This window comes from Streptomyces sp. NRRL S-350, from assembly GCF_000719705.1.
Taxonomy (GTDB): Bacteria; Actinomycetota; Actinomycetes; order Streptomycetales; family Streptomycetaceae; genus Kitasatospora.
This window is the reverse complement of sequence record NZ_JOHO01000002.1, coordinates 123,789-149,970: the sequence shown is the minus strand read 5'-3', so window position 1 is coordinate 149,970 and position 26,182 is coordinate 123,789. Positions and strand designations below refer to the sequence as shown.

General features: G+C 74.6%; 25 protein-coding genes. 15 read left to right on the top strand and 10 right to left on the bottom strand.

Annotated elements, in window-relative coordinates:
* The first annotated feature begins 47 nt into the window (after nucleotides 1-47).
* The 4 genes from IF30_RS0102175 (at nucleotide 48) to IF30_RS0102160 (ending at nucleotide 4,791) form a co-directional block, all read left to right on the top strand.
* A complete protein-coding gene (locus IF30_RS0102175) occupies nucleotides 48-605 on the top strand; it encodes a (2Fe-2S)-binding protein (protein ID WP_030231078.1) in 558 nt (185 codons plus the stop codon).
* The gene (locus IF30_RS0102170) at nucleotides 602-1,618 is read left to right on the top strand and encodes an FAD binding domain-containing protein (RefSeq protein ID WP_030231075.1); all 1,017 of its coding nucleotides are present in this window, start codon (nucleotides 602-604) and stop codon (nucleotides 1,616-1,618) included. The genes IF30_RS0102175 and IF30_RS0102170 overlap by 4 nt, the downstream gene beginning before the upstream one ends.
* Nucleotides 1,618-3,726, top strand: a complete 2,109-nt coding sequence (locus tag IF30_RS0102165) for a xanthine dehydrogenase family protein molybdopterin-binding subunit (RefSeq protein WP_030231073.1) — start codon at nucleotides 1,618-1,620, stop codon at nucleotides 3,724-3,726. Before IF30_RS0102170 ends, IF30_RS0102165 begins: the two co-directional genes overlap by 1 nt.
* Before the next feature lie 270 nt (nucleotides 3,727-3,996).
* Entirely contained in the window at nucleotides 3,997-4,791 is a 795-nt protein-coding gene (locus IF30_RS0102160; RefSeq protein ID WP_107054311.1) for an NAD-dependent epimerase/dehydratase family protein, read from the top strand.
* Between the two features lie 86 nt (nucleotides 4,792-4,877).
* Here the strand turns inward: IF30_RS0102160 and IF30_RS0102155 are convergent, their stop codons facing one another.
* Nucleotides 4,878-5,588, bottom strand: coding sequence for a hypothetical protein (locus IF30_RS0102155; protein ID WP_030231069.1), 711 nt, complete (start codon nucleotides 5,586-5,588; stop codon nucleotides 4,878-4,880).
* Nucleotides 5,589-5,707: 119 nt separating this feature from the next.
* On the bottom strand, nucleotides 5,708-6,253 hold the full coding sequence (locus tag IF30_RS0102150; RefSeq protein WP_037898691.1) for a MarR family winged helix-turn-helix transcriptional regulator: 546 nt from the start codon (nucleotides 6,251-6,253) through the stop codon (nucleotides 5,708-5,710).
* A gap of 73 nt (nucleotides 6,254-6,326) precedes the next feature.
* Here IF30_RS0102150 and IF30_RS0102145 point away from each other — a divergent pair, with 73 nt between their 5' ends.
* On the top strand, nucleotides 6,327-7,586 hold the full coding sequence (locus IF30_RS0102145; RefSeq protein ID WP_051709031.1) for an MFS transporter: 1,260 nt from the start codon (nucleotides 6,327-6,329) through the stop codon (nucleotides 7,584-7,586).
* A 59-nt stretch (nucleotides 7,587-7,645) separates the two neighbouring features.
* Nucleotides 7,646-7,879: a hypothetical protein gene (locus IF30_RS0102140; protein WP_030231060.1), complete on the top strand. Its 234-nt coding sequence runs from the start codon at nucleotides 7,646-7,648 to the stop codon at nucleotides 7,877-7,879.
* 140 nt (nucleotides 7,880-8,019) lie between these two features.
* On the opposite strand, the gene IF30_RS0102135 is transcribed toward IF30_RS0102140, so the two are convergent.
* The 3 genes from IF30_RS0102135 to IF30_RS0102125 all read right to left on the bottom strand — a co-directional run bounded on the left by IF30_RS0102135 (nucleotide 8,020) and on the right by IF30_RS0102125 (nucleotide 10,406).
* Entirely contained in the window at nucleotides 8,020-8,652 is a 633-nt protein-coding gene (locus IF30_RS0102135) for a hypothetical protein (protein ID WP_030231057.1), read from the bottom strand.
* Nucleotides 8,653-8,695: 43 nt separating this feature from the next.
* On the bottom strand, nucleotides 8,696-9,169 hold the full coding sequence (locus IF30_RS0102130; protein WP_030231054.1) for a hemerythrin domain-containing protein: 474 nt from the start codon (nucleotides 9,167-9,169) through the stop codon (nucleotides 8,696-8,698).
* Between the two features lie 271 nt (nucleotides 9,170-9,440).
* Nucleotides 9,441-10,406, bottom strand: coding sequence for a carbohydrate kinase family protein (locus tag IF30_RS0102125; protein WP_030231051.1), 966 nt, complete (start codon nucleotides 10,404-10,406; stop codon nucleotides 9,441-9,443).
* 262 nt (nucleotides 10,407-10,668) lie between these two features.
* Between IF30_RS0102125 and IF30_RS0102120 the strand changes: the two genes are divergently transcribed.
* The 5 genes from IF30_RS0102120 to IF30_RS0102100 all read left to right on the top strand — a co-directional run bounded on the left by IF30_RS0102120 (nucleotide 10,669) and on the right by IF30_RS0102100 (nucleotide 17,985).
* The gene (locus tag IF30_RS0102120) at nucleotides 10,669-11,688 is read left to right on the top strand and encodes a sugar ABC transporter substrate-binding protein (RefSeq protein WP_030231048.1); all 1,020 of its coding nucleotides are present in this window, start codon (nucleotides 10,669-10,671) and stop codon (nucleotides 11,686-11,688) included.
* 104 nt (nucleotides 11,689-11,792) lie between these two features.
* Nucleotides 11,793-12,791 carry an ABC transporter permease gene (locus IF30_RS0102115; RefSeq protein ID WP_030231046.1) on the top strand — a complete coding sequence of 333 codons (999 nt, stop codon included), beginning with the start codon at nucleotides 11,793-11,795 and terminating at the stop codon, nucleotides 12,789-12,791.
* Complete coding sequence (locus IF30_RS0102110; RefSeq protein WP_030231043.1) at nucleotides 12,788-13,615, top strand: ATP-binding cassette domain-containing protein; 828 nt, start codon at nucleotides 12,788-12,790, stop codon at nucleotides 13,613-13,615. The genes IF30_RS0102115 and IF30_RS0102110 overlap by 4 nt, the downstream gene beginning before the upstream one ends.
* A gap of 149 nt (nucleotides 13,616-13,764) precedes the next feature.
* On the top strand, nucleotides 13,765-14,787 hold the full coding sequence (locus IF30_RS0102105; protein ID WP_030231040.1) for a LacI family DNA-binding transcriptional regulator: 1,023 nt from the start codon (nucleotides 13,765-13,767) through the stop codon (nucleotides 14,785-14,787).
* A 165-nt stretch (nucleotides 14,788-14,952) separates the two neighbouring features.
* A complete protein-coding gene (locus IF30_RS0102100) occupies nucleotides 14,953-17,985 on the top strand; it encodes a glycoside hydrolase family 2 TIM barrel-domain containing protein (RefSeq protein ID WP_030231038.1) in 3,033 nt (1,010 codons plus the stop codon).
* Nucleotides 17,986-18,111: 126 nt separating this feature from the next.
* Here IF30_RS0102100 and IF30_RS40860 read toward each other — a convergent pair whose 3' ends face one another.
* Both IF30_RS40860 and IF30_RS0102090 read right to left on the bottom strand, forming a co-directional pair.
* The gene (locus IF30_RS40860) at nucleotides 18,112-18,603 is read right to left on the bottom strand and encodes a hypothetical protein (RefSeq protein ID WP_030231035.1); all 492 of its coding nucleotides are present in this window, start codon (nucleotides 18,601-18,603) and stop codon (nucleotides 18,112-18,114) included.
* A gap of 223 nt (nucleotides 18,604-18,826) precedes the next feature.
* A complete protein-coding gene (locus tag IF30_RS0102090) occupies nucleotides 18,827-19,549 on the bottom strand; it encodes a hypothetical protein (protein ID WP_234322549.1) in 723 nt (240 codons plus the stop codon).
* Between the two features lie 280 nt (nucleotides 19,550-19,829).
* On the opposite strand from IF30_RS0102090, the gene IF30_RS48530 reads away from it, so the two are divergent.
* On the top strand, nucleotides 19,830-19,994 hold the full coding sequence (locus IF30_RS48530) for a hypothetical protein (protein WP_199807799.1): 165 nt from the start codon (nucleotides 19,830-19,832) through the stop codon (nucleotides 19,992-19,994).
* 231 nt (nucleotides 19,995-20,225) lie between these two features.
* Here the strand turns inward: IF30_RS48530 and IF30_RS0102080 are convergent, their stop codons facing one another.
* On the bottom strand, nucleotides 20,226-21,632 hold the full coding sequence (locus tag IF30_RS0102080) for a hypothetical protein (RefSeq protein ID WP_051709030.1): 1,407 nt from the start codon (nucleotides 21,630-21,632) through the stop codon (nucleotides 20,226-20,228).
* A gap of 339 nt (nucleotides 21,633-21,971) precedes the next feature.
* A complete protein-coding gene (locus IF30_RS0102070; protein ID WP_030231027.1) occupies nucleotides 21,972-23,105 on the bottom strand; it encodes an FAD-dependent oxidoreductase in 1,134 nt (377 codons plus the stop codon).
* 229 nt (nucleotides 23,106-23,334) lie between these two features.
* Between IF30_RS0102070 and IF30_RS0102065 the strand changes: the two genes are divergently transcribed.
* Nucleotides 23,335-24,204 (top strand): hypothetical protein, encoded by an 870-nt coding sequence (locus tag IF30_RS0102065; RefSeq protein WP_030231024.1) that lies wholly within the window; start codon nucleotides 23,335-23,337, stop codon nucleotides 24,202-24,204.
* Between the two features lie 66 nt (nucleotides 24,205-24,270).
* Here the strand turns inward: IF30_RS0102065 and IF30_RS0102060 are convergent, their stop codons facing one another.
* On the bottom strand, nucleotides 24,271-24,846 hold the full coding sequence (locus IF30_RS0102060) for a hypothetical protein (protein ID WP_234322548.1): 576 nt from the start codon (nucleotides 24,844-24,846) through the stop codon (nucleotides 24,271-24,273).
* A 112-nt stretch (nucleotides 24,847-24,958) separates the two neighbouring features.
* Here IF30_RS0102060 and IF30_RS0102055 point away from each other — a divergent pair, with 112 nt between their 5' ends.
* Nucleotides 24,959-25,462, top strand: coding sequence for a GNAT family N-acetyltransferase (locus tag IF30_RS0102055; RefSeq protein WP_030231019.1), 504 nt, complete (start codon nucleotides 24,959-24,961; stop codon nucleotides 25,460-25,462).
* A 207-nt stretch (nucleotides 25,463-25,669) separates the two neighbouring features.
* A complete protein-coding gene (locus tag IF30_RS0102050) occupies nucleotides 25,670-26,089 on the top strand; it encodes an SsgA family sporulation/cell division regulator (RefSeq protein WP_051709029.1) in 420 nt (139 codons plus the stop codon).
* Nucleotides 26,090-26,182 lie beyond the last annotated feature (93 nt).

Genomic DNA, 26,182 nt, shown 5'->3' with positions numbered 1-26,182 from the left:
GCGCTGTGCGCCGTGTGAGCGCGGCCGGGGCAGGGGACTCTGGTGCGATGAAAACGGAAATCACCGTGCAGGTCGACGGGGCCCCGCGTCGGCTGACCGTCGACACGCGGACGACGCTGCTCGACGCCCTGCGGGAACGGCTCGGAGTGACGAGCCCCAAGAAGGGTTGCGATCACGGACAGTGCGGCGCGTGCACGGTGCTGTCCGGCGGGCGGCGCGTGCTGAGCTGCCTCACGCTCGCGGTCACCCAGGACGGTGCCGAGGTCGTCACCGCCGAAGGGCTCGCCGACGGTGGGCTGCATCCCGTGCAGCAGGCCTTCGTCGACTGCGACGCGCTCCAGTGCGGCTACTGCACCCCCGGGCAGGTGGTCTCCGCGGTCGGGGCGCTCGACGAGTTCGCGAAGGGCTGGCCGAGCGCCGTCACCGAGGGACCGGGAGCGCCGCGGCCGGACCGCGCCGAGATCGCCGAGCGGATGAGCGGCAACCTGTGCCGCTGCGGGGCCTACGTCAACATCGTGGCCGCCGTGCGACAGGCGGCGTCGGCTCCACGGGCGGCCGGGGCGGCTTCGGCCCAGCGGGCGGCCGGCCCGGGGGTGGCGGGGTGAAGCCGTTCGACTACCTCAGCCCCGCGGACGCCGCCACGGCCGTGCGCAGCGTCGCCGGGGAACCGGGCGCGGTGTTCCTCGGCGGCGGTACCAATCTGGTCGACCACCTCAAGCTGGGCGTCGTCGAACCCGCGCTCGTCGTCGGCCTCGCGGGTGTCCTGCCCACCGAGGTCGAGGAGCTCGGCGGCGGGGCCCTGAGGATCGGCGCGGGCGTCAGCAACAGCGAACTCGCCGCGGACCCGCGGGTGCGCGAGCGCTTTCCGGTGCTGTCGCAGGCCCTGTTGTCGGGCGCGTCGGGGCAGTTGCGCAACATGGCCACCGTGGGCGGGAACCCGCTGCAGCGGACGCGCTGCGTCTACTTCCAGGACGTCACGACCCCGTGCAACAAGCGGGAGCCCGGGTCGGGCTGTTCCGCGATCGGCGGCTGGACCCGCCACCACGCGATCCTCGGCGCGTCCGAGCACTGCATCGCGGTGCACCCGTCCGACATGGCCGTGGCGATGGCCGCGCTGGAGGCGCAGGTGCGGGTGCTCGGTCCGGACGGCGAGCGCACCGTCCCCTTCGTCGACCTGCACCGGCTGCCCGGCGACGCTCCCGAGCGGGACACGGTGCTCGGGCACGGCGAGCTGATCACCGCGATCGACCTGCCGGCGCAGCCCATCGCCCGCCGATCGGCGTACCGCAAGGTGCGCGACCGCGCCTCGTACGCGTTCGCCCTGGTCAGCGTGGCCGCGGCACTCGACGTCGAGGACGGCGTGATCGTGGACGCGCGTGTCGCGTTCGGCGGCGTCGCGCACGTTCCGTGGCGCGCCTACCGGGCCGAGGAGGCGTTGCGCGGCGCCCCGGCATCGGAGGCCCGCTTTCGGGCGGCCGCGGACGCGGAACTCGCCGGTGCCAGGCCGGCCGAGGGGCTGGACGGCGGCAACGCGTTCAAGATCCCCCTGCTGCGCCGCACCCTTGCCGCCACCCTGCGCGGCCTGGCCCCGCGAGGCCTGGCCGGAGAGGACGCCTGATGACGCTCCCGAACGAACCGGACGCCGTCGGCCGCGACCTGCCCCGCCGGGACGGGGCGGTCAAGGTCGTGGGCGCCGCCACCTACGCCTACGAGACTCCGTTGGCGGACGCCGCCTACCTGCACGCCGTCCAGGCCCCGATCGCCCGGGGGCGCGTCACGGAGCTGGACACCACCGCCGCCGAAGCACTCGACGGCGTGGTCGCGGTGCTCACCCCCCGCACCGCGGAGCGCCTGGCTTCCACCGAGGACAGGGAGTTGGCGGTCCTCCAGGACGAGGAGGTCGCCTTCCGCGGCCAGGTCGTCGCCCTGGTCGTCGCCGACAGCTCCGAGGTGGCTCGGCACGCGGCCGCCCTGGTCCGGGTCGGCTACGCGCAGGCGCCGCACGACGCCGAGCTGCGGGCCGACCGCGACGACCTGTACGCACCCGGTGCGGTGAACCCGGACCTCCCCACCGACACCGCCGAGGGCGACGTCGACGCCGCGATGGCGGCCGCGGAGGTGACCGTCGAGGAGACGTACACCACCGCGATGTACCACAACAACCCGATGGAGCCGCACGCCACGGCGGCCCGGTGGGATCCGGCGGGTGACGGCTTCCTCACCCTGTGGGACTCGACGCAGGGCGTGCATCCGACGCGTGCCGTCCTGGCCTCGGTGTTCGGTCTCGACGAGTCGCGGGTGCGGGTCGTCTGCCCGTACGTCGGCGGCGGGTTCGGGTCCAAGGGGCAACCGCACGTCAACGTGGTGCTCGCCGCGTTGGCCGCTCGCGCGCTCCCCGGCCGGCCCGTGCGGTTGGCCCTGACCCGACAGCAGATGTTCTCCCTCGCCGGGTACCGCACTCCGACGATCCAGCGGTGCCGGCTCGGCGCGGACAGGGGTGGCACGCTCACCGCACTCGCGATCGACGTCGTCGAACAGACCTCGCGCATCAAGGAGTTCGCCGAGCAGACCGGTGTCCCCGCGCGCATGATGTACGCCTCGGCGAACCGGCGGACCACCCACCGGCTCGCCGCGCTCGACGTCCCGGTGCCGTCCTGGATGCGCGCGCCGGGCGAGTGCCCCGGGATGTTCGGCCCCGAGGTGGCCTTGGACGAGCTGGCCGAGCGCCTGGGCATCGACCCGATCGAACTGCGGATCCGCAACGAGCCCGACGTCGAGCCCGGCTCGGGCAAGCCCTTCTCCAGCCGCAACCTCGTCGGCTGCCTGAGGGAGGGCGCGGAGCGTTTCGGCTGGTCCGCTCGCGACCCTCGGCCGGGCACGCGCCGTCAGGGCGACTGGCTGGTCGGCACGGGCGTCGCGGCCTCCACCTACCCGGTCAGCCGGATGACGAAGTCGACGGCGACGATCCGGCGGGAAGGTGACCGCTACGTCGCCGAGATCGGCGCGGCCGACCTCGGCACCGGCACGTGGACCACGCTGCCGCAGATCGCCGCGGACGCACTCGGCGTACCGGTGGCCCACGTGGACGTGCGGATCGGTGACACCGACTACCCGGTGGCGTCGGTGGCCGGGGGGTCCTCGGGCATGACGACGTGGGGCTCGGCCGTGGTCGAGGCCGCGCGCGCCTTCCGTGACAAGTACGGGGCCGAACCGCCGGACGGGGCCGAGGCGTCCGGCAGCGTCGGCCCGGCCGACGACCGCTACGCGATGCACGCCTTCGGGGCGCAGTTCGCCGAGGCGCGCGTCCACGCGGACACGGGCGAGGTACGGGTGGCGCGCCTGCTGGGCGTGTTCGCCGTGGGCCGGATCATCAATCCGCGCACGGCACGGTCGCAGCTCGTCGGCGGGATGACCATGGGGCTGTCCATGGCGCTGCACGAGAGCAGCGTGCTCGACCCCCGCACCGGCCATGTCGTCAACCACGACTTCGCCGACTACCACATCACGGCCAACGCGGACGTCGACGAGATCGAGGCGCACTGGCTCCCCGAGCACGACCCCCATGTCAACGCCGTGGGGTCCAAGGGCATCGGGGAGATCGGCATCGTCGGCACGGCGGCCGCGGTGTCGAACGCGGTGTGGCACGCCTGCGGCGTGCGCGTGCGGGACCTGCCCATCACGCTGGACAAGGTCCTGCCCGCGCTGGCGGAGCGGCCCGGAGGCTGACCCGCGGTCGGCCGCTCGCCGTGGAGGCCCCGGGCCCGCACGGCGTTCCGCTTCGTCGATGGCACAGGGGGAACGGCGCCGGGCCCGGCGGGAGGGCGGGTGCCCGGCGGGGGGGCGGAGCGGGCTCACGCGGGCGACGAAGAGCGGGTTGTTCCGAAAACCATGCCGACCCCTGCCGTCCCGTCAGGTACCGTCACACGTCGCCCGGATCCGGCCCGACGGCTCGACGGGCCCGCAGGGGATCGAGGAAGCATGGAGACGCAACAGATGGTGAACCAGCCCCGCCACGTCCTGCTCACCGGTGCCGCCGGCCGCATCGGCACCTGCCTGCGGGAGCTACTGCCCGACTACGGCTACCGACTGCGCTGCTTCGACCGGCTCCCGGTGCCCGGCGCACCCGACGCCATCACCGCCGACCTGCGGGACGCCGAAGCCCTCGCGGCGGCGCTGGACGGCGTCGACGCCGTGATCCACCTGGCGGGGATCCCCGGGGAGGCGCCGTTCGCCGACATCCTGGCCGCCAACATCGAAGGCAGCTACCGCCTCTACGACGCCGCCCGGGCGGCGGGCGTTCGGCGGATCGTCAACGCCAGCAGCAACCACGCGGTGGGTTTCACCGAGCGGCCCGCCGACGGCAGCGCCGTGCCGGTGGACACCCCGCCGCGGCCCGACACGTACTACGGGCTCTCCAAGTGCTTCGGCGAGGACCTCGCCTCGCTGTACGCGGACCGGCACGGGATCGAGACGGTCTCGCTGCGGATCGGCTCCTTCGCCACCGAGCCCCGCAGCATCCGGATGCTCGCCACCTGGCTCAGCCCGGGCGACTGCGCCCGGCTGGTGCACGCCGCGCTCACCGGACCGGTGGCCGGCCACGCCGTGGTCTACGGCATCTCCGCCAACACCCGGGCCTGGTGGGACCTCGCGTCGGCCCGGGCGCTCGGCTACCACCCGCTGGACGACGCCGAGGACTTCGCCGCCGAGCTGATCGCGAAGCTCGGCGAACTCCCCGCCGACGACCCGGAGTTCCGCTACCTCGGTGGCCGATTCACCCAGACCGGACGCTGACGGCCGACGCTCTCGCCGGACCCACCCGCCGCAGGGCCGGGCACGGGCCTGCGGCGGGCCGGCGGGCCGGGCAGACCGCCGACCCGTCAGCGGTGGTGCCAGACCCGCAGTGGGCCGATCGGCTCGAAACCGTGGCGGACGGCGGCGTCCAGCTCCTCGCCGTCCTCGTAGCCGACCACCGGCAGGGCCGGGAACAGCCGGTGCACCGCGTCCAGCACCCCCGGCCAGGCCGCGTCGCAGCCGGCGTCCAGGGCGAAGACGTTGGAGATCCCGACCACGTCGTCGCTGCGGCTCGCCACCGCGCCGCGAACCACGTGGCCGTCACCGCTCCGTCCGGCGAGCACGAAGGTCGCCGGGTCGTCGAGCAACTCGGGCCGGAACAGGTCCGCGTCGCCGTCGCCGTCGTCCCAGGCGAGCGCCCAGGCCCGCAGCGCCCCGGCGCTGCCGACCACCTCCCAGGCGAGGTCAGGCGCCTCGGCCGGCGCGCCCGCCGGGCGGTGGATCCACTGCGCGTCGAACAGCACCCGGAAGCCCGCCCGCGTGAGGTCGAGGTCGGCGAAGCTGTCCTTGACGGCGGCGCCGGGCGCCCCGGTGTCGACCCGGGCCAGCAGACCGGCGGCGTCGGCGCCCGACAGCAGCGTCACCGCGTCGGGGTAGTACAGCGGCGTCCGGGCCGGAGCCGTCCACGCCTGCCGCCCGAACTCGCCGCCCACGCCGTGCGACCGGCTCATCACGGCGCACCACTCGGCGTTGTTGCGGGCGGCGGCCTGGACCAGGGACTGCTTCGTCGTCGTCACGAACGCGGATCATGCCCTGACCGCGCTGAGCCGTCGAACGCTTTTGCCGCGACCGGTTTGCCGCGACCGGCGTGTGCCGTGACCGGCGGTGGGACCGCCCGCAGTCGGGTGCCCGAGCCTCACCCACCCGCCTCGGCCACCGAGGCCAGCAGGTCCCGCAGCAGCTCGTTGAGCTGGGCGGCCCGTTCGGGGCCGAGGGCGTCCACGACGGGGCGCTGGACGGCGAGTCCGGAGGTCACCGCCGCGTCGATGGTCGACCGGCCTTCGGAGGTGAGGCTGATCCGCAGGCCGCGGCGGTCGTTCGGATCCGGCGAACGGGTGACCAGGCCCGCCCGCTCCAGCTTGTCCAGGCGGCCGGTCATGCCGCCGCTGGTCAGCATCAGCGTGGCGGTCAGCTCGCGCGGTGAGAGCGAGAACGGCTCACCGGCCCGTCGCAGCGTGGCCAGCACGTCGAACTCGCCGCGCCCGATGCCGAACGGGGCGTACACGCGCTCCATCCGCTCGCCCATGCCGCGGGCGAGCCGGTAGATCCGGCCGAACGCCTCCATGGCGTGCAGGCCGTCCACCAGGTCGGGCCGCTCCCGGCGCCACTGGGCAAGGATCTCGTCCACCTGGTCGGCGGTGGCGGGGCGCGGGGTCGGGGCGGGGTCGGTGCTGCTCGTCATGGGTTCAGTGTCGCACAAGGTCGCTTACCAAAAAGACGCTTGACAGTAAGTAGCTGAACGTTAAGCTACTTACATGCTTTCAAAAAGGAGCCCGGGCTTCCCCGGCGAACGCAGCCTGATGGCGGCCCTGGCCATCGACGCCCTCGGCAACGGCATGTACGTGCCCTTCAGCCTCGTCTTCTTCCGGCACGTCACCGGCCTGCCGCTGGCCGTCATCGGCCTGGTGCTCACCGCCACCGGCCTGCTCGCGATGGTCTCGCTGCCGCTGGTCGGCACCGCCGTGGACCGGTTCGGCGCCCGCCGCATGCAGATCGCCCTCCACCTGGTCCGGGCCGCCGGGTTCGCCGTCTACCCCTTCGCCTCGGCGCTCCCCGCCTTCGTGGCCGTCACCCTGGTCACCGCCGTCGCGACCCGCGGCTACCCGGCCGTCCAGCAGGCCAGGATCGGCGAACTCGCCTCCGGCACCGCCCTGGAGCGCGTCAACGCCCTCAGCCGCAGCCTCGCCAACGCCGGCCTCGGCGCCGGCAGCATGCTCGCCGCCCTGCTTGTCGGCGTGGCCGGCGACGGCGGCTACACCGTCGCCGCCCTGCTCAACGCCGTCAGCTTCGTGGCCGCCGCCGCCCTGGTCCGCCGCGTCCCGGACGCCCGCCCCGAGGCCGTCGACGGACCCGCCCGGCCCGACACCGGCCGGGTCGGCTACCGCGCGGTCCTCGCCGACCGTCCGTTCCTCGGGCTGGCCACCGCCAACCTGCTGATCTCCCTCGGCTACGCCGCGCTCGCGGTGCTGCTCCCGGTGTACGTGACGGGTGTCCTGCACGCCTCCGCCTCGCTGCCCGGCGTCGCCTTCGCCGTCAACACCGTGCTCTGCGCCGCCCTCGGCGTCCCCGCCGGACTCGCCGTCCGCCGGTTCACCACCCGCAACCGGGCCGCCGCGACCGGCGCCGCGCTGTTCGCCGCCGGATTCCTCGCCCAGGCCCTGCTGGTGCCCGCCGCCGGACGCTTCACCACCGCCGGACTGCTGGCCGTGGTGGTCGTGATCACCCTCGGCGAGATCATCCACAACCCCGCCGCCTCGGCCCTGGTCACCGCCACCGCCCCGGCCGCCGTCCGCGGCCGGTACATGGCCGCCTACCAGCTCTCCTGGTCGCTGTCGGCAGCCGTCGCCCCCTCCCTGCTCACCGGTCTGCTCGCCCTCGACAGCCGACTCCCCTGGCTGGTGCTGGCCGCCGCCGTCCTGGCCGGCGCGGGCCTCCTGCTCCGCCTGGAGCGCCGCCTGCCGGCCGGAGCCGTCCACCCCGAACCGCAGCAGGCCGCCCTGGCCACCGCGGCCTGAGCACCGCCGGCCCGCACCCGCATCCCGAGACCCGCACCCCGCCCGACCCAAGGAGCGTCATGCCCACCCCGCTGCCCGCCCTCCAGCCGACCACACAGCCGACCCCGCTGCTCGCCCCGCTGCTCACGGCCCTGCCCGCCACACCGGCCCTGACCGCCCACGGCGCCTCCGACCGCATCGCGGCGCCCGACACCTGCCCCGTCGTCGAGGCCGCAGGCCGTCGGATCGCCGCGGGACGCGGAGCCGTAGCAGGACCGCCCGGCACCCGGCCGCCCCCGCCGGCCGCGCCGTGAGCCCGGCGCTCGCCACCGCGCGTGCCGTCGCCGGGACCTGACGAGGCGCCGACCACCATCGGGTGGTCGGCGCCTCGTCGTCTCCCCCGCCGGGCGGGGGGGCCGGGGGCGGTGGCGGAGAACGGGTGCCCGTCGGGCCCTCAGGCCGTGACCGCGCGGCGACGGGCCGCACGGGCGCAGCGCAGGAGTTCCTCGGCGTACGGCAGCGCGACGAAGGCGGCGGTCGCGGCCGCGAACCCGCCGAGGTAGTGGGCGGGCAGGGGGTGGGGCTTGGGGTTGAGGCGCCAGGCACGGCGGGTGTCGCCGCCGCGCGTCAGGGAGCGGACCTGGTCCCAGTGCAGGCAGGCGGTGAAGGCGACGGCGGTGAGCGGGAGCACCTCCAGGAAGCTGTGGATGTGCTGCTCGACCGGGGTGACCTCCCGTTGGCCGGTGGCGATCGTGACGTCCCACAGGGCGGTGGCGCCGTGGGCGAGGGCGGCGGCGCCCATCGTGGCGAGGACCAGGGGGTTGACCTCGGCGACCAGGCCGAGGACGACCGGTGTGCCTGCTTCGGCCATCATCAGCGCGTGCACGAGCGATTCCCGCAGTCCGCTGGTGTCCTCGATGCGGGAGCGGCGGTGCATGACCCAGTCGCCGACGGCGGGTGCGAACCAGAGGGGCAGCACCCCGTAGAGGAGGAAGCGGCGGCTGGCGTTCTCGACGTCGTCGGCCGGGCCGGTGGTCAACTCGGGTGCGGCGCGCCACCGCCGCCACGGGCGTGTGCGTCCGGGCATGGGTTCGTCCTTCCTTCTCGGGCCCCGGCGGTGTCCGGGCTGGTCACTCGGCGGCACTGGGCACCTTGAGGGGAGCCCGGGTGGCGGTCTTCTTCGCCTCCTCCAGGCGGTCGCCGAGTTCCAGCAGCCGGTTGCGGCCCAAGGCCTTGCGGACCTCCGGGAACCAGTCCTTCTCCTCCTCCTCGACGTGGTGGCGCACGTTCTCCATCAGCACGGTCATCTTGGCGTCGAACCGCTCGTCCTGCGGGTCCAGGTCCGCCAGTTCGGAGAGCATCCACACGACGGCGTGGTGCTCCTCGATGCTCTCCAGCACGTGGTCCTTGGTATCGGGTGCGGCCTCGCGCGCGGCCGGGTAGAAGATCTCCTCTTCGATGACCGCGTGCACGGTGAGCTCTTCGATCACCTGGTCGGCGATCCGGCGCTTCTCGGCGAACGCGTCGTCGTCCGCCTTCTCGAAGGCCTTGAAGAGCTTCTCCACCGTCTTGTGGTCTTCCCTCAGCAACACGATCGCGTCCATGCGCACTCCTTCGGTCATCGAGCAGTCCGGTGGTCGGTCGCACGGGTACCCGTGGAGCCCGATCGCATACGGGCACCCCGACCGGATCACCCGTATGCCCCAAGCGGCGGGTCGCGATGCCACGGGGGCTCAGGGTGCGTCGGGGCTCGGGGGTCAGGGCTCGGGCTCGGGGAGCGAGGAGTGTCGGGCGCGGGAGCCGAGCACCGTCGTCGGCAGGTGTCATCGATGACACCGCGCCCTGCCGGAGTGACGGGCCGCCGCCGACGTCCCGTCAGGAGACCTGGCTCCGGTGGGGCATGCCGAGCTGGTCCGCCCACGGCGGATTGGGGCCGGGGACGGAGCAGGTCAGGGCCGCGACCTCGGCAGCGAAGCGGCAGGCCGCGGCGGCTTCGGCGAGGCTCAGACCGACGAGCCGACCGCCGAGCCGGTCGAGCTCCGCGAGGCGGTGCAGCAGGCCGGCGGTGAACGAGTCGCCCGCACCGACGGTGTCCACCACCGCCACCTCGGGTGCCGGCACCCGGATCCGCTCGCCGTCCAGGGAGACGAGTGCCCCCGCGCCGCCGAGGGTGATCACCACCAGCCGGGCACCGGCCGCGTGCCAGTCGTCGCAGGCCCGCTCGGGCGGAACACCGGGCAGCAACAGCTCCAGGTCGTCCGAGCTGAGCCGCAGGATGTCCGCCAGCTCGCACCACCGGCCGAGCCGGGCCCGGTAGACGGCCGGATCCACCAGCTGCGGGCGGACGTTGGGGTCGATCGAGACGGTGAGGCCGGCCCGGGCCCGCTCGACGAGTCGCTCGACCAGGGCTCCCCCGGGTTCGCGGACCAGCGCGAGGGAGCCGGTGTGCAGGCAGCTCGCGTCGGCGAGCGGCAGGGCGGAGAGCTCGCTCTCGCTCCACTGCCAGTCGGCGGCGCGGTCGGCGTGGAAGGCGTAGCGCGCCTGGCCGAGGCCGTCCACGGTGGCGATGGCCAGCGTGCTGGGCTCGGGCGCCGCGACCACCGCGTCCAGGTCGACGCCGGCGCCGCGCAGGTGGGAGCGGAACAACCCGCCGAAGGCGTCGACGGAGATCCGGCCGAGGAAGCGCGTGGGCGTGCCGAGCCGGCCCAGGGCGACGGCGGTGTTGGCCGGCCCGCCGCCGGGCAGCACGCGCAGGGCCAGCTCTCCCGGGCGGCCGGCGGCCGGGTCGACGAAGGTGTCGGCGACGCACTCGCCGAGGACCGCGACAAATCGCTGGGACACGAAGGACCGCCTCTCGCGGGTCGGTGAAGGACTGGCGCGCGGCGCGGGCCGTCAACCCCGGGCCGGAGCCGGGGGTTTCGACCGCGTTACCCACTTGTTACACCGTGGGGGCTTGCCCGCCGCGCCGGGCCGACTTCATCATCCTCGGCAAGGCAATGTCAACGTTGACAGTCAGGACGGCCGACCCGCCGACCTCACCTCGCGCGCCCCGCGAGACCTGACACCGCCTCGGACCTCCGCACACCGCCCAGGGAGCCCACGCATGCCCCGTACCACCGCCCTCGCCCGCGTCGCCGCCTGCGCCACCGTCGCGGCACTCGCCCTCACCGCCTGCGGCTCCGGCTCCAAGGGCTCATCCGGGTCCGGCGCCGGCTCCGCGGGCGGCGCCGTCAAGGTCGGACTGATCACCAAGACCGACACCAACCCGTTCTTCGTCAAGATGAAGCAGGGCGCCGAGAAGTCCGCCAAGGAGAACGGCGCCACCCTCGTCACCGCCGCGGGCAAGTTCGACGGCGACAACGCCGGCCAGATCGCCGCCCTGGAGAACATGGTCGCCACCGGCGTCAAGGGCGTCCTGATCACCCCCAGCGACTCCAAGGCGATCCTGCCCGCGATCAAGAAGGCCCGGGACAAGGGCGTCCTGGTGATCGCCCTGGACAGCCCGACCGACCCGCAGGACGGCACCGACGCCCTGTTCGCCACCGACAACAAGCAGGCCGGCGTGCTCATCGGCCAGTACGCCAAGGCCGCCATGGCGGGCCGGACGCCGAAGATCGCCACCCTGGACCTCGCCCCCGGCGTCGCCGTCGGACGGCTGCGCCACGACGGCTTCCTCCAGGGCTTCGGCCTCGCCGCCGACGACCCCGCCGTCGCCTGCTCCCAGGACACCGGCGGCGACCAGGCCAAGGCCCAGACCGCGATGGAGAACTGCCTGCAGAAGGCGCCCGACCTCAACGTCGTCTACACCATCAACGAGCCCGCCGCCCTCGGCGCGTACACGGCGCTCAAGGCCAAGGGCCGGGAGAAGGACGTCCTCGTCGTCTCGGTCGACGGCGGCTGCACCGGCATCCAGGCCGTCAAGGACGGGAAGATCGCGGCCACTTCGCAGCAGTACCCGCTGGTCATGGCCGCCCGGGGCGTCAAGGCGGTGACCGACTACGCCAAGGGCGGCGCCAAGCCCACCGGCTACACCGACACCGGCGTCACCCTCGTCACCGACCAGCCGCAGGCCGGCGTGGACGCCAAGGACACCGCCTACGGCCAGGAGAACTGCTGGGGCTGACCGGGCCCGCCCGCCGCCCTGCCGCGCCCTGCCCCGGAGCACCCTGGCCAGGCCCCGTCCACGCCCCCACCCGACTCCCGCTCCCCCTCCCCGAGGATCGCCAGATGACCACAACGACCGCCCCGTACGCGGAACTCAAGCCACCACCCCTCGCCCGCCGCCTGCTCGCCGCGCCCACCGCCGGCCCGCTGGCCGCGCTGGTGCTGGCCTGCGCCTTCTTCACCCTCACCACCGACAACTTCCTCTCCGGCGGGAACTTCTCGCTGATCATCCAGCAGGTGATGGTGGTCGGGGCGCTGGCGATCGGGCAGACGCTGATCATCCTGACCGCCGGCATCGACCTCTCCTGCGGCGCGGTGATGGCCTTCGGCTCGATCACCATGGCCAAACTGGCCGCCGAGGGCACCGTGCCGCCGCTGGTCGCGATCGCCCTCGGCCTGGCGGTCTGCGCGGCGTTCGGCCTGGCCAACGGCCTGCTGGTGCAGCTGATCCCGCTGCCGCCGTTCATCGTCACCCTCGGCATGCTGAACGTCGCCTTCGCGCTCACCCACGTCTACTCGAACGAGCAGACCGTCACCGACCTGCCCGGCCCGCTGACCTTCCTCGGCGGCACCTTCCCGCTCGGTGACACCGACGTCACGTACGGCTCGGTGCTCGCGCTGGCGCTATTCGCACTCTTCGCCTACCTGCTCTCCCGCACCGCCTGGGGCCGGCACGTCTACGCCCTCGGCAACGGCCGGGACGCCGCCCGCCTCAACGGCATCCGCACCGGCCGCCTCACCATCGGCCTCTACGCCCTGGCCGGCCTGGTCTACGGCGTCGGCGCCCTGCTCCTGGTGTCCCGCACCGGTGTCGGCGACCCGCAGGCCGGACAGACCGACAACCTGGACTCCATCACCGCGGTGGTGCTCGGCGGCACCAGCCTGTTCGGCGGCCGCGGCAGCGTGCTCGGCTCGCTGATCGGCGCGCTGATCGTGGGCGTCTTCCGCAACGGGCTGCAGCTGATGGGCGTCGCCTCGATCTACCAGACCCTGATCACCGGCGTGCTGGTGATCCTCGCCGTGACCGTCGACCAGATCTCCCGGAAGCGAGCCAGCCGATGACCACGACCCCCGTCCTCCAGGCCCGCGGCCTGGTCAAGCGCTACGGCCACGTGACCGCGATCGACGGCGCCGACTTCGACCTCATGCCCGGCGAGGTGCTGGCCGTCATCGGCGACAACGGCGCGGGCAAGTCCAGTCTGATCAAGGCGCTCACCGGCGCGATCGCCCCGGACGAGGGCGAGATCCGGCTGAACGGCGAGCCGGTGCGGTTCTCGGGCCCGCAGGACGCCCGGGCGGCCGGCATCGAGACGGTCTACCAGGACCTCGCCGTCGCACCCTCGATGGACATCGCCGCCAACATGTTCCTCGGCCGCGAACTGCGCCGCCCCGGCATCCTCGGCACGGTGTTCCGCAGCCTGGACCGCGCGCGGATGCGCGAGGAGGCGGCCGCCCACATGGCCGATCTGAAGATCGGTCTGCGCTCGCTCACCCAGCCGGTGGAAACCCTCTCCGGCGGCCAGCGGCAGGCGGTCGCGGTGGCCCGCGCCGTGGCCTGGGCCCGCAGCGTGGTGGTGATGGACGAGCCGACCGCGGCACTCGGGGTCAAGGAGTCCGGGCAGGTGCTCGACCTGATCCGGCGGGTGCGCGACCGCGGCCTGCCGGTCGTGCTGATCAGCCACAACATGCCGCACGTCTTCGAGATCGCCGACCGGATCCACGTCCACCGGCTCGGGCGGCGGGCCGCGCTGATCCGGCCCGGCGACCACTCGATGTCCGAGGTGGTCGCCATCATGACCGGTGCGCTCACCGTCGCCGAGGACGGCAGCGGTACTGTCGTCGCGGACGCCGACGCCGCCCAGGCCGCCGGGGTCCGCGCCGGCTGAACGATCCAGGGCGGCCCGGGCCGGGGCCGGGCCGCCACCCGCCGGAGACCCCCCTCCCCTCGGCGACGCCCCGACCCGAACGCCCCGACCCGCACATCCCGACAACGAACGCCCCGACAACGAACGCCACCCGGCAGAAACGGTGACCCATGGCCGCGACCCGTCGTCCGACGCTGCACGACGTAGCCCAGGAAGTCGGCGTGAGCGCCAAGACCGTCTCCCGCGTCCTCAACAACGACGGACCGACCTCCGCCGCGACCCGGGAGAAGGTCCTCGCCGCCGTCGCCCGGATCGGCTTCCAGCCCAACCTGATGGCCCGCAACATCCGCACCGGCGGCCCCGACACCAGCATCGGCCTGGTCGTTCCCGACATGGGCAACCCCTTCTTCGGCACGGTCGCCGGCGGAATCGAGTCCGCCGTCCGGGAGCGCGGGCTCACCCTGCTCCTCGGCTCCTCCGGCGACGCCCCGGCCCGCGAACGCGACCTGATCGCCACCTTCCTGGCCCGCCGGGTCAGCGCGCTCATGGTCGTCCCGGCCGACGGGTCGGACCACGCCCACCTCAAGGCCGCCCGCTCCGCCGGCCTGCCGGTCGTCTTCCTGGACCGCCCCGGCGCCGGCCTCGCCGCCGACTGCGTGGTCTCCTCCAACCGCGACGGCGCCCGCGTCGGCGTCGCCCACCTCATCGCCCACGGCCACCAGCGGATCGGCTTCATCGGCGACCTGCCGACCACCCTGTACACCCGCCGCGAACGCCTGGCCGGCTACAAGGACGCGCTCGCCGCCGCCGGCCTCCCGTACGACCGCGCGCTGGTCGTCGGCGCGCACGGCCAGCCGGACGCGGCCGACGCCACCGACCGGCTGCTCGCCCTCCCCGAACCGCCCACCGCGCTGTTCGCCGCCAACAACTTCGCCGCCATGGGGACGGTCTCCGCCCTCGCGCACGCCGAGCGGCGCGAGATCGCGCTGGTCGCCTTCGACGACATCCCGCTGGCGGACATCCTGGAGCCGGCCCTCACCGTCATCGCCCAGGACCCGGCCGAACTCGGCGCCGCCGCCGCCCGCACCGCGCTCGCCCGCCTCGACGGCGACCGCGGCCGCGCCCGCACCACCGTCGTGGAGACCCGCCTCATCGCCCGCGGCTCGGGCGAACTGCGCCCGCCCCGCCGGTAGAGCGGTCCTGCGCCCGGTCGGACGGGCCCCGCACGAAGGGCGCGCCCACGGAGGGCGCGCCCACCCCGCCGGGGCCGATCACCGGGCCGCGGAAGCGCTTCCCGCAACAAGCCTTCGATAGTACGGTCGCGCGCAACACCCAAGACCGCACACGGAGGATTCCGCATGTCGGCACGCTACTTCGAGGACTTCGCCGTCGGCCGTGGCAGGCTCGCGCCGCGCGCGGCCCTGGACTCCGACGCCCCTCGCATCGATCTCAACGGGTCGTGGGCGTTCAGGTTCTCGCCGGTGCTGCGCGCCGAGCCGGACGGCTTCCAGGACCCGGAGTTCGACGACGGCTCCTGGGACGCCCTGCCCGTCCCCTCGCACTGGCAGCTGCGCGGCCACGGCCGGCCCGTGTACGTCAACATCGCCTACCCGATCCCCCTCGACCCGCCCTTCGTCCCCGACGAGAACGAGACCGGGGACTACCGCCGCGCCTTCGACCTGCCCGAGTCCTGGGACGGCGTGCCGGCCGTGCTGCGCTTCGACGGCGTGGACTCCTGCGCCCGGGTCTGGCTCAACGGCACGGAGCTGGGCGTGACCTACGGCAGCCGGCTGCCGACCGAGTTCGACGTGACCGAGGCGCTGCGGCCCGGCCGCAACGTGCTGGCCGTCCGGGTGCACCAGTTCTCCGCCGGCACCTACCTGGAGGACCAGGACACCTGGCGCCTGTCCGGCATCTTCCGCGACGTGAGCCTGCTGGCCCGCCCGGCGGACGGCATCCGGGACGTGTTCGTCCACGCCGACTACGACTCCGCCACCGGCGAGGGCCGCCTCCGCGTGACGGCGGACTCCGCCGCGCCGGTGCGGATCAGCGTCCCCGCCCTCGGGGTCGACGGCCGGCCCGTCGGGGACGAGTTCCGGTTCGCCGACGTGCGGCCCTGGAGCGCGGAGGACCCGCACCTGTACGAGGCCCACCTGACGACCGCCGGCGAGCGCGTCCGGGTCAGGTTCGGCTTCCGCAGCGTCGCCGTCGGCGAGGACGGCGTGCTCCGGGTCAACGGCCGCCGCATCGTGCTGCGCGGGGTGAACCGGCACGAGTTCGATCCCGACCACGGCCGGGCCGTCTCCCCGGAGGACATGCGCCGCGACGTGGAACTGATGAAGCGTCACAACGTCAACGCCGTCCGCACCGCCCACTACCCGCCGCACCCCGCCTTCCTCGACCTGTGCGACGAACTCGGCCTGTGGGTCATGCTCGAATGCGACCTGGAGACCCACGGCTTCGAACACGCGGACCCGGAGCGCTGGCAGCGCAACCCCTCCGACGACGCCCGTTGGCACGACGCCTACCTGGACCGCATCGAGCGCACGGTGGAGCGGGACAAGAACCACCCGAGCGTCATCCTCTGGTCGCTGGGCAACGAGGCCGGCGACGGCCGGAACCTGCGCGCCATGGCCGACTGGGTGCGCCGGCGCGACCCCTCGCGCCCGATCCACTACGAGGCCGACCGACTCTGCGAGTACACCGACGTCCACGGCGAGATGTACCGTCCACCCGCGGCCGTCGCCCGCGTCGGCCGCGGACAGCTGCTCCCCGGCGAGACCTCCTACCCGGCCCGCGCGGGCTCCGGAGACCCGGCGGACGACCCGCGCAACCGCATGCCGTACGTGCTCACCGAGTTCGCCCACGCGATGGGCAACGGGCCGGGCGGCCTGGCCGACTACCTGCGGCTCTGCGACGAGTACCCGCGGGTGCAGGGCGGCTGGGTGTGGGAGTGGATGGACCAGGGACTGCGCACGCGGGACGCCCAAGGGCGCGAATTCTTCGCCTACGGCGGCGACTTCGGCGAGGACCTGCACGACGGCACCTTCATCTGCGACGGCCTGGTCTTCCCCGACCGGACCCCTTCTCCGGGCCTGCTGGAGTACGCCAAGGTCATCGCGCCCGTCCGCATCGGCCCCGGACCGCAGCCCGGGACGCTGACCGTCGAGAACCACTACGAAATGCTGGACCTCTCCCACCTGCGGTTCACCTGGTCCCTCGCGCGCGAGGGCGTCGAGCTGACCCGGGGCGTGCTGCCGACCCCCCAGCTGGCCGCCGGGGAGCGCGGCTCGCTCCCGTTCCCCGAACCGGACCGGCACAGCGGGCAGGACAGCGACGGCGAACTGTGGCTCACCGTCGAGGCGGCGCTGGCCAAGCCCACCGACTGGGCCCCCGAGGGCCACGTGGTCGCGTGGGGCCAACTCCCGCTCCACGCCCCGGATCGCAGCCTCCCGAACGGCAGGCCGGTGGCGCCCCGCACCATCGACGGGCACCTCGTGCTCGGCCCGGGCCGCTTCGACCCCACCACCGGTGCGCTCCTCGGCATCGGCGAACTCCCCCTCCAGGGGCCGCGGTTGAACCTGTGGCGGGCACCGATCGACAACGACAACGGCTGGTCCGCGCGCGAGGCCGCCTACTGGCGGGCCCGCGGCCTGGACCGCCTGCGGCAGCGCACGGTGTCCGTCGCCCCCGGGCCCGAGAGCCTGACCGTCGTGGTCCGGAGCGCCGCCGCCGCGGTCGGCTGCGGCTACCTGACCACCTACCACTGGACCAGCGACGGCGCCGCCCTGCGGCTCGCCGTGCACACCGAACCGGTCGGCCACTGGCCCGAGCGGGAGCAGGACGCCGACAGCGACGCCATGGTGGACGCCGAGCTGCCGCCGGAGGAGCGCCGCGAGTTGCTCCGTCGGCACACCTCGCGCTCGCTGGCCCGGATCGGCCTCGACTGGGAACTCCCCGCCGACTGCTCGCTGGTCGAGTGGTTCGGCGCCGGCCCGGGAGAGGCCTACCCGGATTCGCGGCACGCGGTCCGGGTCGGCCGCTTCCGCTCCACGGTCGACCAGCTGCAGACCCCCTACGTGCACCCGCAGGAGAACGGCAACCGGGCGGACGTCCGCTGGGCCGAGATCAGCGACGGCACGGCCCGGGGCGTCCGCGTCGAGGGCGAGCGACACTTCCACCTCGCCGCCCGCCGCTGGACCGACCGGCAACTCGCCGCGGCCCGCCACCCGACCGACCTGGTCCCCGGCCCGGTGGTCCACCTGCACACCGACCACGCCGTCCAGGGCCTGGGCAGCGCCTCCTGCGGCCCCGGCATCCTGCCGCAGTACCGACTGGAACTCGGCGCCGCCGACTTCACCCTCGTCCTCACCCCGCTCCGCCGGGCGTGACGACGGGAGCCGCCCGCCGCCCCGGCAAGCGGGTGCGGCGGGCGGAACCACGAGCGTCAGGCCGGAGCCGGTGCCGGAGCGGAGGCGGGAGCCACCGCGGAAGCCGGGGCCGGGGCCGGGCGGGGGTCAGCCGTACAGGGCCACTCGGGGCTGGACCGTCCCCGGGGCCGCCTTCACCACGGTGAGCCGGTACTGCTGGGTGAGGGTGTGGTGACTGTGGAGGACCAGTTTCGCCGAGGCGAGGCCGGTGTACAGCGTGCCGGTCTGGCTGGCCAGCGGCACCGTCTTCCAGTGGCCGCCGGTCAGCGCCTCGAGCTTCACGTCCCCCGGGGCGAGGAAGGGCCCGTTGTCCGGTGACTCCACGAGGATCTGCGGCGCGACGGTCTCGTCCGCGCCCGTGCCGTTGCGGTAGGTGACGGTGATGCGGTGGGCCTGGTGGTCGGACGGCAGCGGGCTGCTGGGCAGGTCCACGAAGGAGACGGGCGCGGCGACGGCCGCCGTCTGCGGGGCGGAGGCCACGGTGGCGGACGCCGGGGACGGCAGCGTGAACGCGGCAGCCGGCAGTGCGGCGAGGGCGGTCAGGGCCAGGGCCCGGCCGAGGAACTTCGTGGTCGGCATGGCGGCCTCCTTCGATCGTCGTCGGCTCCCCCGGGGTGTCCACCGGCGGCCGGGCGCTACCCGTCCACCCTGCACTCCGACGGCGCAACGCGCATCCGCGCCGGGCCGACGGCCCCCGGCGGCTCCCGGCGGCTCCCGGCGGCGGGAGCCTTGGCGCCGCGCCGCCCGCACTGCCCAGCGGCCACCGCCACCGCCCCCACCGGGGGGACCGGATTCGGAGACCTCACTGCCGGGGGACGCCCCCCACGAAGTCCTTCAGGGCGTCCATCCGGGTCCGCCGGCCGGGCGGGTACCGGCGCAGCGCGCGCTCGGCCCTGTGCGAGCCCGGCCGGTAGCGCCAGCGGGCCCACGGCGAGTCGGGTCTGGCCAGGCGCAGGGAGGCGATCAGGGCGACCAGCGGCACCAGCAGCCCGATCACCCCGAGCGCGGTCTTGCCCTTGAGGATCGCCCCGACCGAGAACACCAGGTCGACCAGCAGCACCGCGGCGAAGGCCAGGTGGGCGGCCGTGCCCTGCCCGGCGTCGGAGAACGGGTTGAACCCGGCGACCAGCAGCAGGCCGACGGCCACCGCGAGGAAGGCCGCGTCGACGGACTTGCGGCCCTCGCGCGTCCAGTAGACGTCCTCCAGGTGCAGCCACAGTGCGTACTCGTCGAGGGTGAGCGCGGCGCCGGCACCGAACAGGGCGGCCAGGATCTGCGCCCCCGGTGCGTCCGGGCGGTAGGCGAACTCCATCGCGCCGGCGACCAGCATCGCGAGGATGCCGTACACCTGGTGGTGCACGTGGGTGCCACCGACCGCGACATCGCGGAAGGGCCCGCGGCCGGCCCGGATCAGCCGGGTGATCACGCGGGTGCCCACGAAGGTGAGCACGAACGCGCCGAGCATCCACAGGCCGATGCCGTGGTTGGGCACGGTCACGACCACGTCGACCTCGGCGGTGCGCACGGTCGCGGTGTCCCGTCAGCCGCCGTGCGATGGCGGTGCGCCGAGCGGTGCGCGCGTTCCGGCTCGCCGGACATCGCGCCGCCGCTGTGGCCTGTTTCCCTCCGGCACCACGCACCTCCGCACCATGCCGCGCCGGTTCGCCTCCCCGGCGCCCGACGGGCCCGGAGCCTCCTCGCTCAGCGTATCCGGATTCGGCGGGGGCGGCCGGGTCGGGAAATTACCCCGGGGGGTATAGTACGAGGCGATCCCTCCCCAGGAGGACCGAGAGAAGGAGAGCGCCATGTGCCGACGAGTCGACTGCCGGAGCTGCGGAAAGCCGGGCTACGCCGGATGCGGGATGCACGTGGAGCAGGTCCTGGCGGGGGTGCGCAAGGCCGACCGGTGTGCCTGCCCCCGGCCGCAGGCGGGCGGCGGCTGGCTCGGCAGGCTGTTCGGCCGCCGCTGAGGCCGGGCGTCCCACCCGTCCCAGCCGCGCCGCGCACGACACCCCGCATCACGCCCCGCATGACACCGCCCGGGGAGCAGCCCCCGGGGCGGCCGTGGTCACGCGCCTCAGCGGATCCGCGGCAACCGTTGCTCCAGGACGGCGGAGTCGCCGAGCCCGGCGAGGGCCGGTCCGCAGAACGCCGGTGCGCCCGGAACCGTCGCACTCATCCGCCCACCTCGCTCCGCTCGCTCACCGCGGCCCTTCCCCCGGCTCCGCGCCGTCCAGCGGGGTGACCTCGTCGGGCTGGAAGTAGCGGAAGCGCCCCTGGGCCCGCCACAGGTCGGTGCCGGGGTCGTCCTCCACCGTGACGGCCAGCCGCACCGAGCCGTCGACGTCGTGCAGAACGGCCTCCACGACGGCGGCCCGCCCGTCCAGGAAGAGGTCATGGGCGCCGGTGTGCCGGTGTCCGGGCCGCAGCCGGACCCGGCTGCCCGCGCCGACGGACCGGCCGTCGACCAGCACCCGGTCCCGCTCGGGGTCGGCCTCCGGGTCGGCCTCCGGGTCGCCGTCCGGATCCCACCGGGGCCGCTCCCCGCCGGCCGTGCCGCCGGTGGCGTCGCGCAGCCCGCGGACGGCGCCGTGCAGGCGTTCCGGCAGCTCGGGCGGCACGGACTCCGCCAGGTCGGCCACGGCCGCGGCGCGCTCGTCGGCGCCGCGGGCCTCCTCCGGTTTCTCCTGCTCGGTGAGGGCGGCTGTCCGCGGTGCCAGGATCTCGTCGATCTCGGTGGCGCCGTACGGGGTACCGAGGCTCGCCGGGGGCGCCTTCGGGTGGTCCTCCAGGATGATCGGCGAGGACAGCACCACCCGGCAGTCGCCGTCCGGCCCGGCCAGTACGGGCCAGGTGTGCCGGTTGCGGCAGCGGTCGACGGCCGGCCGGGCCCACCCGGGCGGATCGGTGGCCGACACGAACCGGCCGTGCTCCAGCCCCAGCAGCAGGTGGGCGCAGACGAGGGAGCGCGGCAGCGCCTCCTCCCGGCTCGCCCGCCGGGGCGGCTCCCAGTCGGAGGCGTTCTCCACCACCGCCGTCAGCCGCTGCGCCCGGTACGGGCCCGGCAGTTCCTCGACGGTCAGCCGCACCAGGCCGTCGACCTGTTCGCGGCGCCGTACGACCCGTCCGACGGCGGCGCCGTCCTCGCGGAGCAGCTCGGTCTCGCCGACGCCCGGCAGCCGGAATCCCCGCTGCACTCCCTCGCCGATCAACTCTTCGACCGGCACCAGGAGTTCGATGTGTTCGACGACGCCCTCGTCCCATTCGACGAGCACCTGGTCGGCGAGTTCCAGCTGCTCCACCGGCTCGAACCCGCCGGTTTCCGTGACCCGTTCGACGGTGCGCCGCTGGACGCGCAGGAAGCGCAGCTCGACGGCCAGCCGGTCCCCGTCGCGCGCCTCCATGACGCAGTCGGTGCGCTGGTGCGAGTGCTCGCCGCCCTGGGCGGTGTACTCGGGCGGCACCAGGACGCCGAACTGCCAGCGCAGCCGGTTCCTGGGCGCCGAGGCGCGATACGGGTAGAGCACGTAGCCCTCCAGCAGCACCGCGTCGGCGATCCGCCGGGCAGCCTCGAAACCGCGCTCGATTCCGGTCGGGAAGGCGCTCACCGGGCCGCCTCCCGGACGGCCGCCGCCACGAGCAGCTCACGCGTCGTCGCGCCGAGGCCGGCGCTGGTCCGGCGCGCGCGCCCCACGTCGGTGTCGGTTGTTGCAGCACCCATGAGGATGCCTCCTCGGGGATGGGAACCGGACGGAATGGCTCGGAACAGTCATAGCAACACTCCGGATCGACCGCCGGTCCGCAGGCCCGGAGGAGTCGGCTGCGGGACGCAAGCCCGCCGGGCCGTTCGGGTCACGTCCGCCGCTCACTCCGCCGCTCACCTCCGCCGCTCAGGTCCGCGCTCGGGTCCGTCCGAGCAGCCCGGCGCACGCCGCCCGCAGCGCGGCTCAGCGCGTCGGCGTGAACTCCGGCAGGCGGTCCAGGCTCTCGGCGACGGCGGCGAAGCCGTACGCCAGCATCCGCTGTTCGTAGGACTCGACGGCGGCCGGGAGTTCGGTCTCGCCCCGCTGGACGGCGGCGAGCGAGCGGGTGAGCAGCGCGGCGTCGCGCAGGGCCGTGTTGGCGCCCTGGCCGCCGCTCGGCGGCATCGTGTGGATGGCGTCGCCGAGCAGGGTGACCCGGCGGGTGCCGCCCCAGTGCGGGACGGGCTTGGCGTAGCGGACGGTCAGCGGCGAGCTGTTGACGACGTCGGCCCCGCGGACCAGGTCGACCAGGTCCGGGTGCCAGCCGTCGAGCAGGGTGAGCAGGTCGGCGCGGACGGCCTCCCAGGGCCTCGGGCCGGCGGGCAGCGAGTCGGACGGCATGACCACCCAGCGCAGGTAGCTGTCGGTGTCGGGCAGTCGGACGTCGGGTGCCAGCTCGGCCGCTGCGAGCCGCGGCGGCCGGCGGAAGTCCATCCGGCCGAGCAGCAGGCTGGCGCCGGGGCCGTGCACGACGGTGCCGAAGCCCGGGACGAGGGCGGCGAACCGCTCGGTGAGCGGGGTGCGGCCGAGGACTGCGTTGCCGGGGAGGGTGACCACTTCGGCGTCGGGCAGCAGCCGGCGGCGCACGGCCGAGCCGACGCCGTCCGCGCCCACGAGCAGGTCGCCGACCGCGCTGCCGCCGTCGCCGAAGTGCGCCTCGACCGTGCCGTCCGCCCGCTCGGTGTACCCGACGACGGGCTTGCCGAACTCGACGCGGTCGTCGAGCCCGGCCAGCAGCAGTTGGCGCAGCACGTACCGGTCGGCGGCGGTGCCCTCGTCCGCGGTGCCCAGGCTGCGGATCTCCCGCAGCTGCTCGTCCACGGCCCGCCGCTCGCCCGCCATCGGCCCGGAGACGGCGGCCAGCAGCGCGTGCAGCCGCTCCGGCAGGCAGGCGTGCAGCGCGGCGAGGCCGTGCGCGTTCAGGGCGATCCGGAAGCCCTGGTAGCGGCTGTGCGGGCCGTCCTCCCGCTCGTGGACCCGCACGTCCACCCCCGCCTGCAGCAGTCCGTGCGCCAGGCAGAGCCCGCCGAGTCCCGCCCCCGCCACCAAGACCTTCATGTCCCGTCCCCCCAGTCCTTCGTGTCTGACCATCCGGTGCGTCGAGCCTGTCGTACGGACCCGACTCGGCGTCAGTGATCTTTGTGTCCGGAACTGTATGACACCTGTCACCCGTCGCTCCCGGCGGTCCCGGGGAGCCCGGATCCGACCGGCCGGCGAAGGCGGTCGGGAACTGCCCGTACCATGGCGGACCTCGGCAGTTCCGGGGTGCGGCGAGAGGAGCGGGTGGGTGCGCGGGGGCGAACGGGCGGGTGGTCTGGGGCGGCTGATCGGGGCCGCGGCCGGGTTGGGCGAGGCCGGGCGGCAGGCCGTGCTGCGGGGCGGGCGGGCCGCGGCGGGCGGGCGGTGGGCGCTGACGGCGCTCGGCTCCGTGGCGCCACCGCCCGTGCCCGCGACCGAGCCGTGGAAGCTGTCGGTGGGCACCCTGATCGGCCGTCATCCGCGGACCCCGGCCGTAGTGCACAAGCTCCTCGGGCTCCTCGACGGCCTCGGCGCCGTCCACCTGGGGCCGGCGGAGGTCGGCTTCGACGGGGAGGTGGTCGCGTGGGACAAGGTCGTCGAGATCCGCACCCGCAACGCCTTCGAGGTGCTGACGACCACTGCCCTGGAGCAGGAGGTGGACCGGGTCCGCGAGCTGCTGCCGCCGGTGCCCGGCCGCAAGTGGGTCGTCACCAAGGCCGGTGAGGTGCTGGCCACCGTCGTGCTCGCGGCACTCGAACGCGGCTCGGTCGACCAGCGCCTGGACGAACTGACCGTCCCTGCGCGGATCGTCCACCGAGGGCTGCTCGGCCGGCCGCGGGTCCTGGAAGCGGGCGCGTTCGCCGCCGCGACGCTCGTCGTCACCGCCGAGGCCGGCGAGAGCCTGGTCGCGACCGCCCGCAAACGAGGCATCCCCGTCCGGCCGGCCGAGCCCGGCGCCGAACCGGACCGGGCCGCCCGGGTCGCGACGCTGCGCGAACGCACCGACACCGTCGCCCGGCTGCTGCACCGCATCGAGCAGAGCGGCACCGATCCGGCGGAGGTGGAGGCGGGAGCCCCGCAGCCGCCGTTGCCGGCCGAGACCGGCTTCCACAACGGGCAGGAGCACCAAGGCGGTTGAGTGCGGCCGGCGAGCAGCGCCGCCGCGCCTTCGCCCGAGCCGCGCGGCGGCCCGGGCGGTCCTGCGTCAGTGGCCGCCGCGAGGCGCTTCGCAGCCGGTGCCGTCCGGGTACCCCGCGAAGGCCTCCACCGTGGTGCCGGCGCTGCTCATCCGGCCTTCCAGGCACAGCCCGGAGGCGTCGACCAGGAAGCTGACGCCGGCCGGGCCGTTCTCCGAGGCCTTGACCTTGTCGGCCGGGTAGCCGAGGCCGGTGAGCAGGCCGCGGGTGCTCTCCGGGGTGAAGTCGCCCCGGGTGCGGAGGGGTTCGAGTGCGCCCTTGATCCGCCCGGCGGCGTCCAGGCCGTCGCAGCGCGGCTGCCCGTGCAACGGGAGGGGCACCTTGAAGCCGTGGTTCTCGGCGTAGTGGTCGGGGGGCGGACCGGACGGGGCCCCGGCGCTCGCGCTCGGGGTCGGCGCCCTGGTCGGGGTCTCGCCGGGGCACGGGAAGTCCGTCGGCGCGCCCCGCACCGTCACGGAGGGCGACGGCGCGGCGGCACCGCCGGCTTCGTCCGCCCGCTTCGTACCGCACCCCGCCGCCAGCACGGCCAGGGCCGCCACCGCCGGGATCCCGAGGCGCCCCCACCCGGTCCTGATCATCGCCATCCCGTGATGATGCCCCGCCGACCGGGCCGGCGTCATCTCCGGCCACTGGAGCCCTCGGCCTCCGGGCCATATTCCGGGCAGGTCGAAGCCCTTCTCGGCTAGCCTCCGGCCCATGACTTGGTTGCCTGCGGATTTCGTCCACCCCGTCCACGTCCCGCTGCCCGGTGGCGGCTACCACCTGCGCCCGATCTCCGGGGCCGACACCGAGCTCGACTACCCCGCGGTGATGGGCTCCCGGGACCGGCTGTGGGCGATCTACGGGGAGGCCTGGGGGTGGCCCGTCGCCACCATGACCTACCAGCAGGACCACGACGACCTGGTCCGGCACGAGCGGGAGATCGCCGCCCACGAGACGTTCAACTACGCGTTGTTCGACGAGGCGGAGACGGCGCTGCTCGGGTGCGTCTACATCGACCCGCCGCAGAAGGCCGGTTCGGACGCCGAGATCTCCTGGTGGGTGGTGGACGACCGGGTCGGCACCGGGCTGGAGCAGGCCCTCGACGCCCTCGTCCCCGCGTGGATCGCCGACGCGTGGCCCTTCCGCCGGCCCTGCCTCATCGGCCACGACGTCTCCTGGCAGGAGTGGATGGCCCGACCGGCGGCCGCCCTCGCCTGAGCTTCGGGGCGGCGCCGACGGGCCCCGGCGCACCACGTGTGGCAGCCGCCGCACCCGGGCCCCACCCCCGGGTGAACGACCGCGGCACGCAAGGGAATTGTGGAGGTTCTGCGACCACGGACTGCCCGAGGGGGTACCGGGTAGGCGCCGGACAGGGGCGTCGGCCCGGCCGGGGCCGGCGCGCCATGACCGCAGGAGGGTCACCCGATGCAGATGCCCGCCCACCCGATGCCCGTCACCTTCCCCGAGAGCCCGCTGCCCCACGTCCCGGTCGTCGCGGAGCTGCGGTTCGACCCGGACCTGCCGTACGCGGCGTGCCTGGCCTTCCCCCTCACGCCGTGCGACTGCCTGACCGCCGACGCCCAGGTCTGCTGGTACTTCAGCCGCGAGTTGCTGAACGAGGGCCGGCGCGCCCCCGCCGGCAGCGGCGACGTCCGGGTGAGCCCCGGGCCGGAGGGCGCCGTGCTCATCACCCTGCGGGGGCCGACCGGCGAGGCCGTCCTCAGCGCCCCCGCGGACGACGTCGAGGCCTTCCTGTCGGACTCCTTCTCGCTGGTGCCCGCCGGATCGGAGGCCGATCACCTCGATGTCGAGACCACCCTCGCCTGGCTGCTCTCGGACGGCTGACCGGCCGCCGGCGGACCCACCCGTTCCGCCGTTGGAGTGTTCTGCCGCCGTACGCCACGGGAACCGCAGTGCTCGGCCGCGCCGGTCGCGGCG